Origin of the sequence: Sorangium sp. So ce119 (genome assembly GCF_051524405.1) — a bacterium.
Lineage (GTDB): Bacteria > Myxococcota_A > Polyangia > Polyangiales > Polyangiaceae > Sorangium > Sorangium cellulosum_G.
Window position 1 is genome coordinate 1041611 of the sequence record NZ_CP150310.1, and the last position, 15391, is coordinate 1057001.

General features: G+C 72.3%; 11 protein-coding genes. 7 read left to right on the top strand and 4 right to left on the bottom strand.

The features are described from left to right. Positions 1-95 precede the first annotated feature (95 nt). Complete coding sequence (locus tag WME76_RS04135; protein ID WP_437958910.1) at positions 96-1385, top strand: cytochrome P450; 1290 nt, start codon at positions 96-98, stop codon at positions 1383-1385. Between the two features lie 243 nt (positions 1386-1628). Here WME76_RS04135 and astD read toward each other — a convergent pair whose 3' ends face one another. Continuing rightward, positions 1629-3098, bottom strand: coding sequence for a succinylglutamate-semialdehyde dehydrogenase (gene astD, locus WME76_RS04140; protein ID WP_437958911.1), 1470 nt, complete (start codon positions 3096-3098; stop codon positions 1629-1631). A gap of 645 nt (positions 3099-3743) precedes the next feature. Between astD and WME76_RS04145 the strand changes: the two genes are divergently transcribed. The 3 genes from WME76_RS04145 to WME76_RS04155 all read left to right on the top strand — a co-directional run bounded on the left by WME76_RS04145 (position 3744) and on the right by WME76_RS04155 (position 6995). Next, positions 3744-5288 (top strand): hypothetical protein, encoded by a 1545-nt coding sequence (locus tag WME76_RS04145; protein ID WP_437958912.1) that lies wholly within the window; start codon positions 3744-3746, stop codon positions 5286-5288. A gap of 191 nt (positions 5289-5479) precedes the next feature. After that, positions 5480-6634 (top strand): PAS domain-containing sensor histidine kinase, encoded by a 1155-nt coding sequence (locus tag WME76_RS04150; protein WP_437958913.1) that lies wholly within the window; start codon positions 5480-5482, stop codon positions 6632-6634. 85 nt (positions 6635-6719) lie between these two features. Beyond that, positions 6720-6995, top strand: a complete 276-nt coding sequence (locus WME76_RS04155) for a PRC-barrel domain-containing protein (RefSeq protein WP_437958914.1) — start codon at positions 6720-6722, stop codon at positions 6993-6995. A gap of 139 nt (positions 6996-7134) precedes the next feature. Here the strand turns inward: WME76_RS04155 and WME76_RS04160 are convergent, their stop codons facing one another. Further along, positions 7135-7743: a nuclear transport factor 2 family protein gene (locus WME76_RS04160; protein WP_437958915.1), complete on the bottom strand. Its 609-nt coding sequence runs from the start codon at positions 7741-7743 to the stop codon at positions 7135-7137. A 390-nt stretch (positions 7744-8133) separates the two neighbouring features. Continuing rightward, positions 8134-9264 (bottom strand): STAS domain-containing protein, encoded by a 1131-nt coding sequence (locus WME76_RS04165; RefSeq protein ID WP_437958916.1) that lies wholly within the window; start codon positions 9262-9264, stop codon positions 8134-8136. A gap of 504 nt (positions 9265-9768) precedes the next feature. On the opposite strand from WME76_RS04165, the gene WME76_RS04170 reads away from it, so the two are divergent. Then, complete coding sequence (locus WME76_RS04170) at positions 9769-10560, top strand: hypothetical protein (RefSeq protein WP_437958917.1); 792 nt, start codon at positions 9769-9771, stop codon at positions 10558-10560. A 207-nt stretch (positions 10561-10767) separates the two neighbouring features. Further along, a complete protein-coding gene (locus WME76_RS04175) occupies positions 10768-13350 on the top strand; it encodes a bifunctional serine/threonine-protein kinase/formylglycine-generating enzyme family protein (protein WP_437958918.1) in 2583 nt (860 codons plus the stop codon). Between the two features lie 75 nt (positions 13351-13425). Here the strand turns inward: WME76_RS04175 and WME76_RS04180 are convergent, their stop codons facing one another. Next, positions 13426-14289 (bottom strand): hypothetical protein, encoded by an 864-nt coding sequence (locus tag WME76_RS04180; protein WP_437958919.1) that lies wholly within the window; start codon positions 14287-14289, stop codon positions 13426-13428. Positions 14290-14929: 640 nt separating this feature from the next. On the opposite strand from WME76_RS04180, the gene WME76_RS04185 reads away from it, so the two are divergent. Further along, positions 14930-15319: a hypothetical protein gene (locus tag WME76_RS04185; RefSeq protein WP_437958920.1), complete on the top strand. Its 390-nt coding sequence runs from the start codon at positions 14930-14932 to the stop codon at positions 15317-15319. Positions 15320-15391 lie beyond the last annotated feature (72 nt).

Sequence of the window (15391 nt, forward strand, 5' to 3'; positions counted from 1 at the left end):
GGACCCGTCCCGCGGCGCGCGGTGCGCGGTGTCAGACGACCGCGGGGGTGGCGGCGCCGGTTCCCAAGCGGCCGCGACCGTCGTACCCTGGCCCGATGAACTCGCCCGACGCACCGAAGCCCGACGCAACGCCCGCGGCCACTCCGGCGACGGACGCCGATCTCGACCCCTTCCGCCTTCAATCGCCGGAGACCCTCGCGAACCCGTACCCCGTGTACGCCAGGCTGCGCCAGGAAGCGCCGGTGTACTTCAGCGCAGGCTATAACGGCTGGCTCGTCACCCGGTACGACCACGTGGCCGCGGGCTTCCGCGACCCGCGCCTGTCGGCGAAGCGCTCGAGCGCCTTCGTGACGAAGCTACCCGAGGAGGTGCGCCAGCGGCTCGAGCCGCTGCGCCGCAACCTGGCGTCGTGGGCCTTGCTGCTCGATCCGCCGGAGCACACGCGCATTCGCTCGCTCATCAACAAGGCGTTCGTGCCGCGGCTCGTCGAGGGGCTGCGCCCCCGGGTGGAGGCGCTGGTCGACGGTCTGCTCGACGCGGTAGCGCCGGCGGGGCAGATGGACGTGCTGCGCGACCTCGGCGACCTCCTGCCGCTGCTCGTGATCGGCGAGGTGCTCGGCGTGCCGACCGAGGACCGCCACAAGCTGAAGGGCTGGTCCAACGCGCTCGGCGGGTTCCTCGGCGCGGGCCGGCCGACGCTCGAGATCGCGGGCGGCGCGCTGACCGCCGTGGCCGAGCTGGAGGACTATTTCCGCGGCGTGATCGCGTCCCGGCGGCAGAGCCCCGGGAGCGACCTGCTCAGCCAGCTCATCCTCGCGGAGGAGCAGGGGATGATCCTCGGCGAGCAGGAGCTGCTGTCGACGTGCTGCATGCTGCTCTTCGGCGGCCACGAGACGACGAAGAACCTGATCGGCAATGGCCTGCTCGCGCTGCTGCTCCACCGGTCCGCGCGCGACGAGCTCCGCGGGTCGCCGATGCTGATCGGGCCGGCGGTGGAGGAGCTGCTCCGGTACGACTCCCCGGTCCAGTGGATGAGCCGGATAGCGCTGGAGGACATCGAGCTCGACGGCGTGACGATCCCGAAGGGCGATCGCGCCTTCCTGGTGCTCGGGGCGGCGAACCGCGATCCGGCGCAGTTCCCCGAGCCGGATCGGCTCGACTTCCACCGCACGGACATCCGCCACATCTCCTTCGGGCTGGGCGTCCATTACTGCGCGGGCGCGGCGCTGGCCCGGGTGGAGGCGCAGGCGGCGATCGCCACGTTCCTGCGGCGGTTCCCGAACGCGGAGCTCGCTTCCGGGGGGCTGACCTGGCGGATGAACCCGGGGGTGCGGGGGCTGACGGCGATTCCGGTGGAGCTGGGGAAGGAGAAGGCGTCGACGTAATTCCTGTCTCGACCGGGGGGGTCCAGATCGAGCCGGCGGCGGGAGGGGAGGGTGCGCGGGGGGCCGAGGGGGGCCCTTCCCGCGGACTCGCGCCTTGTGGAGGCAATGGCCGGATGAACGGGAGGGGTGGGTCTGGGGGCGACTCGCTCCGATGCGGGCCGGCGCTCGGATCCGCGGGGCCCTTCCCCCTCGGCCCCCCCGCGCACCCTCCCCTCCCGCCGCCGGCCGGCTGGCCGTGGGGGGTTATGGGTTGGGCTTCATTCCCGGGGCGAGCTGGGCGGGGAGGCTGACGGTGGACGCCTCCAGGCCGGCGACGGGATAGGCGCAGTAGTCGGCGGCGTAATACGCGCTCGGGCGGTGGTTGCCGCTGCTGCCGATGCCGCCGAAGGGCGCGGCGCTCGACGCGCCCGTCAGCGGCTTGTTCCAGTTGACGATGCCAGCACGGGCCTCACGCCAGAACTGCTCGTAAAGGTCCTTGCTGTCGGAGAACAACCCCGCCGCGAGGCCGTAACGCGTGCGGTTCGCCAGCGAGATGGCCTCGTCGAAGCTGCCATAGCGCTGGACCTGCAGGATCGGGCCGAAGTACTCCTCGTCGGGGAGATCGTCGATGCTGGAGACATCGATGATGCCCGGCGAGAGGAGCGCCGTCCCCTCCTCGATGCGGCGCATCTCGAGGATCACCTTGCCGCCGAGCGAGATCAGCCGCGCCTGCGCCCGGAGGAGCTGGTCCGCGGCGGCGAGCGAGATCACCGCGCCCATGAACGGCTGCTCCGCGTCGTCGTACCGGCCCACCTTGAGCCGGCTCGCCGCGTCGGCCAGGCGCTGCAACAGCGCGTCGCCCTCCGGCGTCGACGGCAAGAGCAGACGCCGGGCACACGTGCACCGCTGGCCCGCCGAGATGAACGACGACTGAAGGATGTGGTGAATCGCCGCGTCCGTGTTCGAGACGCCCTGGACGATCAATGGGTTGTTCCCGCCCATCTCCAGGGCGAGGATCCTGTCCGGATGGCCCGCGAGCTGGCGGTGCAGGGCGCTGCCCGTCGCGGAGCTCCCCGTGAAGAAGAGGCCGTCGATGCCGGGGTGACCGGCGAGCGCGACGCCGGTGCCCTTCGCCCCCTGAACCAGGTTGAGCACGCCCGGCGGGACGCCGGCCTCCTGCCAGAGCCGCACGGTCTCCTCCGCGACCCTCGGCGTGAGCTCGGACGGCTTGTAGATCACGCAGTTGCCCGCGATCAGCGCCGGGACGATGTGGCCGTTCGGCAGGTGGCCCGGGAAGTTGTAAGGACCGAACACCGCGACGACCCCGTGCGGCCGGTGCCGCACCACGGCCGTCGCGTCGCCCGCCTCGGCCTGCCGCTCGCCCGTCCGCTCCCGGTGGGCCATGAGCGACACGTCGACCTTGCCGATCATCGTCTGGACCTCGGTGAGCGCCTCCCAGCGCGGCTTGCCGGTCTCGCGGCCGATCACGTCGGCGAGCCGCGCCTTGTGCTCGCCGAGCAGGCCCGCGAACCGCTTCACCAGCGCCATCCGCTCCTCGAAGCCGCGATCGCGCCACGCCGTGAAGGCGCCGCGCGCCGCCTCGACGGCCGCGTCCACCTGCTCCTGCGCAGCGGCGCGCCCCTCGAAGACGACCTCCTGCGTCACCGGGTTCCGGCTCGCAAACGGCTCCCCCGCGCCGGCCACCCAGCTGCCGCCGATGAAATGCGTCGACATGATCCTTCTCCCTCGCGGAACACCACACGGGCTCAGCAGTCCGTCCAGCCTCGCCGGCCTGCTCCGATCTTGCCCCCACACTGTGCATCGTACCAGAGCCCAGCGCAGCGAGCGCAGGCCGCCCCCAGACAGAACAGCACGCTCGCGACCCTCCCGCGGAAAGTACCAGACGTGACCGGGGCGACGCGGCGGCCGAGACGACGCGGCGACCGAGGCGACGCGGGACCACAAGGCGGCGCGGAGGACCGACGCGACCAGAGGTCACCGCCGAGGCCGCTGGGGCGCTCGACGGACGTGCGGGACACCCGCGACGCGCCGGGGGCGACCCCAACGGCGTGTGTGCTGGTTCGATTGACCCCCAACCGATGGTGGGCAGCGCACTCGAGGGCTCGCTCGATGAGAATCCTCGAAGGAAGGGCTCAATGCCCCCTGCGCCGGGCGCGCGGACAACGCTCGTGGCGAACTCGCGACATTCACAGGAATGCACGGTGGCGAACGCGTGTGCGAGGCGTGTTCGCGCCGCGAAACACGCTCGGGGCGCACCGCTTCAGGGCGGCCACGACGGCGCGTGACACCAAGTCTTGACGGTCCCGTGGCTGGCGTGGAATCGAGGACATGTCAGTTTCCCCGCCGATGCATCACACGGTGGCTATTTCAGACATCCATCTATGTGAGCTCGAGCCGACCGCCGGCCTCTGGATGCGCTATCGACAGGCGCCGTACTCCCCGGACGGGGAGATCGCGGCGATGCTCGACGCGCTCCGGGGCGAGGTGCGGAAGGGGGCGGGCGGCCCCGGGGGGCTCAGCTCGGAGCGTGACGAGCTCACGCTGGTCCTGAACGGCGACATCTTCGACCTGGATGCGCCGCGGGTGATCGACAACGAGAGCGTGGTCCACGACCTGCCGCGCACCGCCGAGCACGCGGTGCCGGCGATGGAGGCCATCCTGCGCGATCACCCGATCTTCGTCGACGCGGTCGGCCGCGTCGTCGCGGACGGGCACACCGTGGTCTTCGTGGCAGGCAACCACGACATCCAGCTCACGCTGCCCGAGGTGCGCGACGCGGTGAGGCGGCGCATCGTCGACGCGGCCCTCCTCGCGCTCTCCGCCCAGGGCAGCGGTTCTCCCGATCGCTCGGCCGACGCGCTGGGCGAAGCGCGCCGCGCGGCGATCGAGGCGCGGGTGGTCTTCCGCGCCTGGTTCCACCGCACGAAGGACGGGGTCATCGTCGAGCACGGCAATCAGTACGACTCGTACTGCAGCTATCGCTACCCGATGGCGCCGTTCGGCCGGAAGCCGGGCGAGATCCAGCCGACCATGGGCTCGCTGGTGAGCCGGCTGCTCGTGTCGCGCATGGGGTACTTCAACCCGCACGTCGACTCGTCGTTCATGCTCTCCGGCCTCGGCTACCTCGCGCACTGGGCGCGGTATTACCTGTTCTCGGGCCGGTCTCTCGTGCTCGCGTTCGCCGTGGGCGCGCTCCGCACGATGATCGAGCTCGTGCGCCGGCGCGACCCGTGCCGCCGCGCGCTCCGGCGCGCTGGCCTCCGCGCGGCGGCCCGCGAGACGGGGGCGCCGCTGCCCGCGGTGGCGAAGCACGCGCGGCTGTTCGCGCGGCCCGCCGAGGACTGCCTCGGCCGGGTGGCGCGCGAGCTCTGGCTCGACCGCCTCGGGCTCGCGCTGGTGGGGATCCTCGCCGCGCTCGCGTGCCTGTGCTGGATGCCCGGGGGGCTCGCGGCCGCGGCGCTGCTCGCACCGACGCTCCTCGTCGCGTACGAGTGCGCGGTGCCGAAGCCGACGCTCGATGCGGTCTGGCAGGGCGTGAACCGCGCGGCGCGGCTCGTGGCCAGGGCGCACGGCGCGAAGGCGGTCATCTTCGGGCACACCCACAACCCGGAAGGGAGCTGGGAAGACGGGGTGTTCTTCGGCAACACCGGCTCCTGGTCCGCGGCGTTCGAGGACATCGCGTGCACGAAGCCCGTCTTCGAGGCGCGCCCGCTCGTCTGGCTGCGCTCCGAGGATGGAGCTGCCCCCGAGGAGCCCCTCCTCGGCGGACTCGTGATGTGGAAGGACGCGCGATTCCAGCCCTGGAGGGCCGACGCCACGCCGTCCGTGCCCAGGAAGGCCGAGGTGGCCAAGCGGCCGCGCCCGGCGCTGCGACCCCAGGCGACCGCCGCCCTGCGCGGCTAGCGACAGGCGCGCTGGACGCATCGCCGGCCAGGGCTCGCGCCCGGCGCGCTCTGGCGAGCTCTACGGAAGAGAGGATGGCGGATTGCCATCCTCGGACATGAACAGGCCGCCAGGCGCCCCGGTCGAGGGGGGCGCCGTGCTATACAGCACGTCGTGGGCCCGCTGCGACGACCCATCAAGGAAGGACCTGGATGATGTACCCGTCGCGCAGCAGCGAGGGTGCGCAGGCGCCTGACGCCAGCGACGACCCCATCCGGCTGCACCGGCCATCGGTCGAGCGGTCGCCGCTTCCGACCCTCCTGACCGTCACGGAAGAGCACACCATTCGTCACGCGAACCCCGCGTTCTGCGCGCTGGCCGGGCGCCCGTCGGGCGCGCTCGTGGGGGCCCGCGTGCCCGACCTCTTCCGGCGCGCGGAGGCGCTGGAGGCGCTGCTCGAGCGCGTCTATCGGGACGGGGTCACCGACGTGGCGGCGGACGTCGCGCTCGCGTGCCGGGAGGGGAGGGCCTTCCACGGCACCGCGATCGTGGCGCCGCTCCTCGACGAGCGGGCCTGCCAGCGGGGCCTCATCGTGCAGATCCTCGACACGACGGAGCAGGTCGCGGCGCGCGCTCGCGAGGCGCAGGCCGCCCGGGAGCTCAGCGAGGCCGGCGAGCGGGTGCGCCAGCTCGAGCTGGTCCGCGAACAGTGCCTGTCGCTCATCACCCATGACCTGCGGAGCTCGATGGCCGCAGCGATGTACTCCGCCGAGATCGTCATGATGAGCCGGGCAGCGTGCGACCCGCAGGCGCTCGCCGGCCGGATCGTCCGCTGCCTGGGCCGCATGAACGAGATGATCTGCACGCTGACCGACGTGCAGCGGCTCCACGCGGGCGAGCGGCTCCCGCTGCTGCTCGGCGCGTGCGATCTCGTGGCGATCGCCCGCGACGTGACCGACGAGCTCGCGTTCTTCCACGATCAGCGCATCGACCTCCGGGGGGAGGCGCGCGTCGAGGGGATATGGGGCGCGGAGGAGCTGCGCCGCGCGATCGGGAGCCTGGCGAGCAACGCGCTCAGGTACGGAGAGACAGGCGCGCCGGTCGTCGTCGCTGTCGAGAGGACCTCGGAGGGGGCCGCCGTGGCGGTGCACAACCAGGGGCCGCCGATCCCGGCCGAGGAGCAGGCGCGCCTGCTCGCGCCGCGCGCCCGGAGCGCGGCAGACCGGCAGGGGCTCGGCCTGACGTTCGTGCACGGGTGCGCCGAGGCGCACGGAGGAAGAATGACGCTGGAGAGCAGCGCGGAGCGCGGGACCACCTTCACCCTCGAGTTGCCGCTCGACGCGCGGCCCTACCAGCAACCGGGCTGATCGCGGCGGTGCGCGCGGGGGACACGGCGCGGCGGCGGCCGGGTGGCCTGCGTCGTGCTTTCGCCCCCGGCGCGGAGCAAGCGCCATGCGATTGACGTACGAGCAGGACGTGCGGGGGCACTCGGTGGTCGACGCCGAGGGGAGCGTGATCGGCGAGGTGGAGCAGCTTTACCTCGACAGCGACTCGTTCAAGCTGGCGGGGGTGCGGGTCAAGCTCCGGGACGAGGCGGCCGACGTGCTCGGGGTGCAACACGGCCTCTTCCACGCGGGGTTCCTCGACGTGCCGGCCGAGGCCATCCAGAGCCTCGGGCAGGCCGTCGTGCTGCGCACGGAGGCGCGGAACCTGGTGACTCCCAGCTAGAGACCGCAGTCCGCGAAGCCGCCATGTCTCTTGTACATCGCAGGCCCTCATCCGAGGAGACTGCTGATGCTCGAAATGGAGGAGACGCTGAGCGGGCCGCGGCGCGCCCTCGCGCGCGAGCGGGCGCTCGCGGCGCCGCTCAGGGGGCCGGCGCCTCGAGGGGCATGAACGCCTTGGTGCGGAACGTACGCTTGCTGAGCTTCCAGCCCGAGGGCGTCCAGACCGCCTCGTTCTCGTACGTGCCGTGCGCCACCTGGACGCTGCCCAGCGGGTCGACGACGTGCGTCGCGATCAGGTACGAGGTGATCTTCGCGCGGTTGCCGCCAGGGAGGATGTCGATACGGATGTTGCTGATCAGGTGCTGCGTGTCGACGTAGCCGGATTCTGCGAACAGGACGCCCATGAAGTCGGCCCAGGCCTCGGCGCTGGGCACCGACACGACCGGCGGATCATCCGCAGCGGCGCCGGCTTCCCAGATCAAGACGGGGGCGTTCGGCGTGAAGCACCTCGCGAAGATCTGCTTGCCCTTCTCCAGATCGCCGCCGCCGATCGCGTCGGTCCCGGCCGCGTAGCAGTACTCGAGCTGCTCGATCTCCTGCAGCGCCTTGAGCTCCGGGAGGCCGTTCGAGCGCGTACCCTCCGCGGGCCTCGCGAGCGTCAAGGTGACGGCGCCCGCCAGCGCGAGCGTGGAGACGACAGGAAAGCCACGACGCAGAAAACCGCTGAAACCACCGCTGTTCGTGCTCATGGAACTCACTCCATTCGTTGAATGCCCCCACGTCGCCGAGAATCAAAGATTGATTGTACAAATGTGTTAACAAATCCGTCAAGCCAAGTTCGCGTCCGGCGCGCGTTTCGGTGTTCTTCGGTGTTCTGGCGCCAGGGCTCATGTCGCACTCCTGATGTCCGAACTCCACAGCTCCAGCGCACGTGCGGGTCCATCGCCTAAAGGCGCTCCCCGGCGACGTCGGCGCACGCTGTCAGACCGTCCGTGCCGCGGCGCGCTCTGCGCCCGGCTCGCCGCGGACGCGGGGCTCGGTCTCTCTCTCGATGATCCGGTGGGCGAGCTCACGGATCCTATCGTGATGATCCGGTGGGCGAGCTCACCACCTGCGGGCGGCCAGGGCGAGCGGCGGGTTCAGCGCTCGCGGCCCATCCTTCGAATGCAGTACTCGAGCCCCTGCCGCAGCGTCGAGCGCGTCTCGATCGACGAGAGATCCACGCCCAGCCCGACGATGGTCTGGGCGATCGCGGGGTGGATCCCCGTGATGATCCCCTCGGCTCCGAGGAGCTTGATGGCCGCGGTGAGCTTCATGAGGTGGTTCGCCGTCTCCGTGTCCATCGCCTCGATCCCGGTGAGATCCAGGATGGTGTAGCGCGCCTGCGTCCGGACGACCTCGCGGAGGACCCCTTCCATCACGTCGGCGGCGCGCGCGCTGTCGAACATGCCGACGAGGGGCAGCGTGAGCACGCGGTCCCACACCTGGATGATCGGCGTCGAGAGCGAACGGATGACCTGCCGCTGCCGCTCGATGAGATCGAGCTTCGCGCGGAGCTCCTGCTCGGTGCGCTTCGCGGGCGTGATGTCGAGCGTGACCCCCGCGACGTGGGTGACCTCGCCGCGATCGTTCAGGATGGGCAGGTACCAGGCCTCCCAGTGGACGCCGTCGATCTCGTTCACGAAGTAGGACATCGTGCCGTCGATCGCCTTGCGCAGCACCGCCGTGCCCGACTCCGGGTAGAGGTCGAACACGTTGAGCCCGATGAACTGCCCGGGCTTGAGCCCGGCGGACTCGAGCCCCTTCCCGTCGTGGAGGACGAAGACCCCCTTCCGGTCGATCGCCCACAAGCAGACAGGGAGATGGTCGTTGAGCGCCCGGAGGAGCTTGAGCTGGATCTCGCTCTTGATCCGCTCCTCCGCGTCGCGGAGCGATCCATAGACCTCTTCCTTCTCGGGCACCCACCGCGCGGTGCACTGGAAGCACTTGAACGATCCGTCCGCCGTCTTCAGCCTCAGGACGATGTCGACCGGCTTCACCGCGGCGCGCAGGCGCCCCCACGCCGCGTCGAACGCGGGCCTGTCCTCCGGGTGAACCAGGAGGCCGATCTCCGCCCGCGAGCCCGCGTCGAGGAGCTCGGGGCTCATCTCCTCGGTGAGCGCGCGGCTCATCCGGAGGAGCCTGCCGCCCTCGCCGGCAATGAAGACCAGCTCCGTGCAATGCGAGAAGAAGTCGTCGATCGTGCTGGTCGCGCTGTCTGGCTGGGCCATGTCCGACTTGGCAGAGTACATCGGTCAAGCGGCCAGTGTCGAGATGTAGAGCGCCCTCCGGCGCTACACGACGGCTCCAGGCAGCGTCGTTTGGTCCCGTTCGGTTCCAAGTGCGTGTCTGTAGGTGTCCGCGTGAATCCGCGAGCGCTCGGCGCGCGAGCGGGCGACGCGCCGTCGCCTCGCCCGGGCCGATCCGGAGGGCGGCCCGCGGTGGCGCTGTCGGCGAGCCGGCGCCCGACGGCGGCGAGGCGCAGGTCGATCGAGGAGCGCGCTGCCTGTTCTCGACGCGCGCGCGCGTCCCGGTCGTGACTCGTCGGATTCCAGCCATGGAGCGCGATTGACAACATGGCAGAAAGACAGCGCGCCTGTGCGACGTTCACTGCCGCGGACCGAGGGCGGGAGACGCGGAGCCGTCGCGCCTGGGGTCTCCGGCGGAGCGCGCCGAACCGCGCTCGTCCTTATGGCGGGTCCGCGATCGCGGGCCTGCACATCGAGAGGGGAGTCATGCTGTCCAACCACCGAATCCGTCGTATTCGCCTCGCCTTCCTGATCCTCTCACTCGCGACGTTCTCCGCGGCCGGCGCCGCGCGCGCCGAGGGCGCCGGCGAGCGCGCTATCGATCCCAGCAAATCCCGCTTCGGCGGGCGCGGGCGAGTCGCGCTCGACAACGTCGTCGGCGTCACGACCGAGGGCGGCCACCTCGGGCCGAACATGGTCGCCGGGGGGGCTGCCGGGAGCTCGTGGGGCGCCACGGGGTACACGGGGATCGTCGGCTATACGTTCTCGGACACCCGCGGCGGAGCGCCGGGCAGCGCGGGCACGTACGCGGCCAGGTCGCGCACCGCCTGGGCCTCGCCCTCCGTCGACGTGTTCGTGACCGACCAGATCTCCCTCGGGGGCACCGTCGGCGTCTCGTACACCAGCGAGAAGGTCCGCCTGCCCGGCGATGACGTCATGGAGGGCGACGCCCTGGCGATCTCCGTCGTGCCGCGCGTCGGCTACGCCATCGCGCTGAGCGAGCCGCTCACGCTCTGGCCGCGCGCGGGCGTCGGGTACAGCGGCGCGCGCGCCGACGCGGTCTGGACGGCGGAGACGCTGCAGTCGATGCGCGCGTGGATCGGCGTCGTCGACCTCGGGCTCGTCTACCGGCCCACGGAGCACGTTTATCTGCACGTCTCCCCGGAGCTCGTCCTGAGGGTCGCCAGCCTCAGGGGATCGCGCGGCGCGGTTCTCCAGAACAACGACTCGGTCGAGCTCGGCCTCACCGGAGGGCTCGGCGTCCTGCTGAACCCCTGATGCGTCGCTCGGGCTGGACAGAAACTCGCCACAGGATGCCGGGGGCGCACGGGGCGCGAGCGCGCTTGCTCCTCGCGTGGGGCGCTGTGGGCGGCGCGCGTCCTCGCGTGCGCGGGTCGGGTTGAGGCCTGCGCGACCGGACGATAGAGTCGGCGCGGATCTCGTCCCGGGGAGCTTCCGGGGCGCGATCCGCGGAGTCGACGGCCCATGAACCGCAGCCAGCGCGAGGAGATGGAGCGGACGCAGACCGCGTGCGCGCCGGCCGCGGCCGATCCCGGCGGCGCGCCGCCGGCGGACGCCCCGACGGACGTCACGTTCCGGCTGCGCGTGACCCCCGCGAGCCCGTCGTCGCGCGAGCCGCCGCCCATCTCGGTCACGGCGCCCGAGCGCCTCACCGCCGAGGAGCGCTACGAGGACCTCGGCTGCATCGGGCGCGGGGGCATGGGCGAGGTGCGCCGCGTGCGCGATCGCATCATGGGGCGCGTCCTCGCGATGAAGGTCCAGTCGACCGAGGCGTGCGACGCCACGCCCGATCGCGCCCGCTTCCTCGCCGAGGCGCGCCTGACCGCGGCCCTCCAGCACCCGGGGATCGTGCCGGTGCACGACTGCGGCGCGCTCGCCGACGGGCGGCTGTGGTTCACGATGAAGGAGGTGCGCGGGCGCACGCTCGGCGACGTCATCGCCGAGATGTACGCGGCCGGCGGCGGGAGCCTCTCGCCCGTCGCGCTGCGGCGGGCGATCGACACGTTCCTCCGCGTCTGCGAGGCCGTGGCCTACGCGCACAGCCGCGGCGTGATCCACCGCGATCTCAAGCCGGCCAACGTCATGATCGGCGAGTTCGGCGAGGTCCTCGTGATGGACTGGGGCCTCGGGCGCCCCGCCGCGCCGCCGCTCGGGTCGCCCGCGGAAGCCGGCGGGGCGGACGTCATCGAGGCGGCCCCGCTCACGCAGCCCGGCGAGGTGCTCGGCACGCTGCTCTACATGGCCCCGGAGCAGGCGCGCGGCGAGGGCGACCGCCTCGGCGCCGCCACCGACGTCTACGCGCTCGGCGTCGTGCTGTACGAGATCCTCGCCGGCCGCCACCCCTACGACGGCCACCTCGCGGCCGTCTGGAGCGCGCTCCTCTCCGGCGGGCTCCGGCCGGTCGAGGCGCTCGCCCCCCACGAGGTCCCCGCGGAGCTCGCGGCCCTCTGCGCCCGCGCGATGGCGCTCGCCCCGGAGGCCCGGTACCCCGACGCGGGCGCGCTCGCGGCCGACGTCCGGAGCTGGCTCGACGGCGCGCGGCGGCGCGAGCGCGCGCTCGCGACCGTGGAGAAGGCGCGCGCGATCCAGCCGGAGCTCGCGGCGACCCGGGCGCGGGCGCGCGCGCTGCGCGACGAGGCGCGGGCGATCCTCGACGGCCTGAGCTCGTTCGACCCCGCCGAGCAGAAGGCGCGCGGCTGGCGGCTCGAGGACGAGGCGGAGCGCCTCGATCGGGCGGCGTCGCTCGGCGAGCTCGAGTGGATGCAGATCCTCCGCTCGGCGCTGAACGAGGCGCCGGACCTCCGCGAGGCGCACGAGGCGCTGGCCGACCACTACGCCGAGGAGCTCGTCGAGGCCGAGGAGGCGCGCGACGCGCGGGCCGCCGCGCGCGCCGAGGCGCTGCTCCGGCAGCACGACCGCGGCCGCCACGCGGTGCTGCTCGCGGGCGACGGCGCGCTCGCGCTGGCGACCGCCCCCGCGGGCGCCGAGGTCTCCCTCCACCGCTACGTCGAGCGCGACCGCAGGCTCGTGCCCGAGCCCGCGCGCGAGCTCGGCCCCGCGCCCCTCGAGGTGACGCTCCCGCGCGGCAGCTACCTCCTGAAGCTGCGCGCGCCGGGGCACCACGACGCCTCGTACCCCGTGCTCATCGAGCGCGGGCGGCGCTGGGACGGCGTCCGGCCCGGCGAGGCGGCGCCGCGCCCGGTCCGCCTGCTCCGGCTCGGCGAGCTCGGCGAGGACGACGTCTACGTGCCGGCCGGCTGGTTCCTCGCCGGCGGCGATCCGGACGCCGGGGACAGCCTCCCGCGGCGGCGGCTCTGGTGCGACGGCTTCGTCGTCCGCAGGCACCCCGTGACCAACGCCGAGTACCTCGACTTCCTCAACGCGCTCGTCGAGGCCGGGCGGGAAGGCGAGGCGCTCGAGTGCTGTCCGCGCCTCGCGCTGGGCCGCGCCGTCCCGGGCGCGGGCCCGGACTCGCTCCGCTTCGAGCGGTGCGACGACGGGCGCTTCCGGCTCGGCTGCATCCCGACCGACGTCCAGGAGGAGCCGAGGATGCCTGTCGCCTTCGTCCACTGGCGCGCGGCGATGCGCTACGCCGCGTGGTACGCCGCCGAGACGGGCGCGCCGTGGCGCCTCCTGAACGAGCTCGAACGGGAGAAGGCGGCGCGGGGCGTCGACGGCCGCTGCATGCCCTGGGGCGACTTCCTCGAGCCGACCTGGGCGTGCATGCTGGGCAGCCACGAGGGCGTCGCCGGCCGCCGCCCCGTCGACGAGTTCCCGCTCGACGAGAGCCCCTACGGGCTGCGCGGCGCGGCGGGCAACGTGCGGGACTGGTGCATCAACGCGTGGAAGCGCGAGGGGCCGCGGACCGAGGGCGGCGTCGTGCTGCTCGACCCGGCCGACGACGCCGACCCGGACTTCCGCGCGTTGCGGGGCGGCGCGTGGTCGACGTCGCCGAACTTCTGCCGCGCGGCGGGGCGCTTCGCGAGCAAGCCCGGGGATCGCTTCGGGGGGATGGGGTTCCGGCTGGCGCGCTCGCTGCTCGACTGAGCGGCCGGCCGGCGCCCGGCGCAGGAGGCCTGTCCGGGCGCGCCCCGCGGCTTCAGGCGCGCGGGGCGCTCGCGCCTACCTCGTGATGCAATGGTAGTGGTACCAGGTGGCCTGCGGGTTGATGAGCCTCGGATCGATCGACGGGTCGTCGCCCGAGAACACCTGCGTGAAGGTCAGCTTGGTCGGGACCTTCTGGAAGATCAGCCCGTTGAGGGGCTGCTTCATCTTGTACCAGGTCATGCTGAGCAGCTCGTCGGCGCTCCCGCGCTCCACGAGCAGGCCGATCCGGTGCGTGGACGGCTGGTCCGGATCGACCGCCCAGTAGAGCGCGCTGTTCGGAGACTCCGGCGCGTAGACGCCCTTGCTCCACTGCTGCGACGTCACCTCCTGGGCCGTCGCGATGACGCTGCCCCCGGCGAGCCAGCTCTGGAACTCCGTGGGGTACCCCGGCGCGCCCGGGCGGTTCGTGAACCCGAACGACTCCATGGTGAGCGTGGGCGTCTTCAAGGGGCTGAGCCTCGACCAGTACTCGACCTTCGCCGCGAAGTTGGGGGGAGGGTTCGAGCCCGTCACCGCCACGTGGAGGAGCGGAGTGTTGGTCCTGGGATCCAGGAAGCGAAGCTTCGAGTCGACGGGAATCTGTGTCTCGATCGGCACCTGCGTGCCGTCCGGCAGGAGGTCTCCTATGGTGTTCTCCGGCTCACCCGTGTCCGATTCATTGCTCATGTCGTGCTCATCTCCCTGGTCGGTCGGTGGCACGTCCGGGATGGTGACCGGTTCGTCCACCTGGCATTGCTCCTGCGGACAGCCGGACAGCTCCGCGTCCGACACCCACGCGTCCGCGGGCAGGAGGTCTTGCTGGGCGATCTCTCCTGCGGACTCCGCGACACAACCAGCGATCAACGAGACGGCCACCGAAGCAAACAATGCACGTACCATGGAGGGCTTCCTTTCGAGGGTTGCCTGCGCGCTCTCCTGCCGTGACGGCGGCCGTTGCGCGCGGCGACCGGGGCTTTGCAGGCGCTGTGCCACCGCGAGGATACCGGGATCCAGGCCGGATCCGGGGCGTGATCGCGCCGCGGCGCCGCGGTTCGAGTAGCCCCCGCGCGAGTTGAGCAGGACCTGCGCAAGCGGCGTGAGGTCCTGCGCGAGCGCTCGAGCGCCGGTGCGCCGACGCGCCGACGCGCCGACGCGCCGACGCGCCGACGCGCCGCGCTTCCAGCGCGAGGCGCGCTGGTCGGGGACGGCGCACCGCCGGGACGCGCGTGGCCGGAGCGGGGTCGTGGTGGACGTCGCGCGTCGGGCGCGAGGGCGACCTGCGGGTGCTCGCACTGCAATTCTTCACCCCCCCCGGGCGCAGGCGGATGCAGGCGGATAGCGATGAACCACCGCGCGGCGCGCGAGCTATGCATTGCGGGCGCGAGCCAGGGTGTGATATGTGTCGCCTATGAAGGTTGGGGGAAGCTTTCTCATCACAGTCACCGCGCTCCTCGCCTGTGGGTGCGCGTCCTCTTCACCGCTGTCTCCCTCGACGCCGGAAGGCCTGGGGGAGCGCTCGTCCTCGATGGGCGGGTCCGAGATGGCTGCTGGTGCGCCGGCTCCGGCCGCCGCCGCGGCGGCCCCTGCTCGTCCCCGGGCCCGCAGCTACCCGAAGGAGGAGCTGCAGCGGGTGGCCCGCGTCGCGTCCGCGCGCTGCAAGAAGGCGAATGCGCCCTCGGACTCGGCGTGTCTCCTCAACGAGGCCGCCCCGTTCCTCAAGTTCCGTCCCGAGGATCCGGATTGCCGTTACGTGTCCGGGACGGCCATCTCCGTCGCCGAGTGCTCCGATTTCAATGAGGGGTGCCAGAGCGTGGACCCGAAGGACCTCGCTCACCAGATCGAGGCCCTGCAGAGCGCCGGCAAGGATTGCAATCGCGAGCCGACCGATTACGAGCGCGAAGAGCTGCTGAGGCTCCTCGGCTCGAAGTGAGGCCCTGTCCAGCCGGGCGCGAGGCGGCGCGCCCCCTCGCGCCCGGGGCTTGAGCGCGCCCGCCGCGCGCAG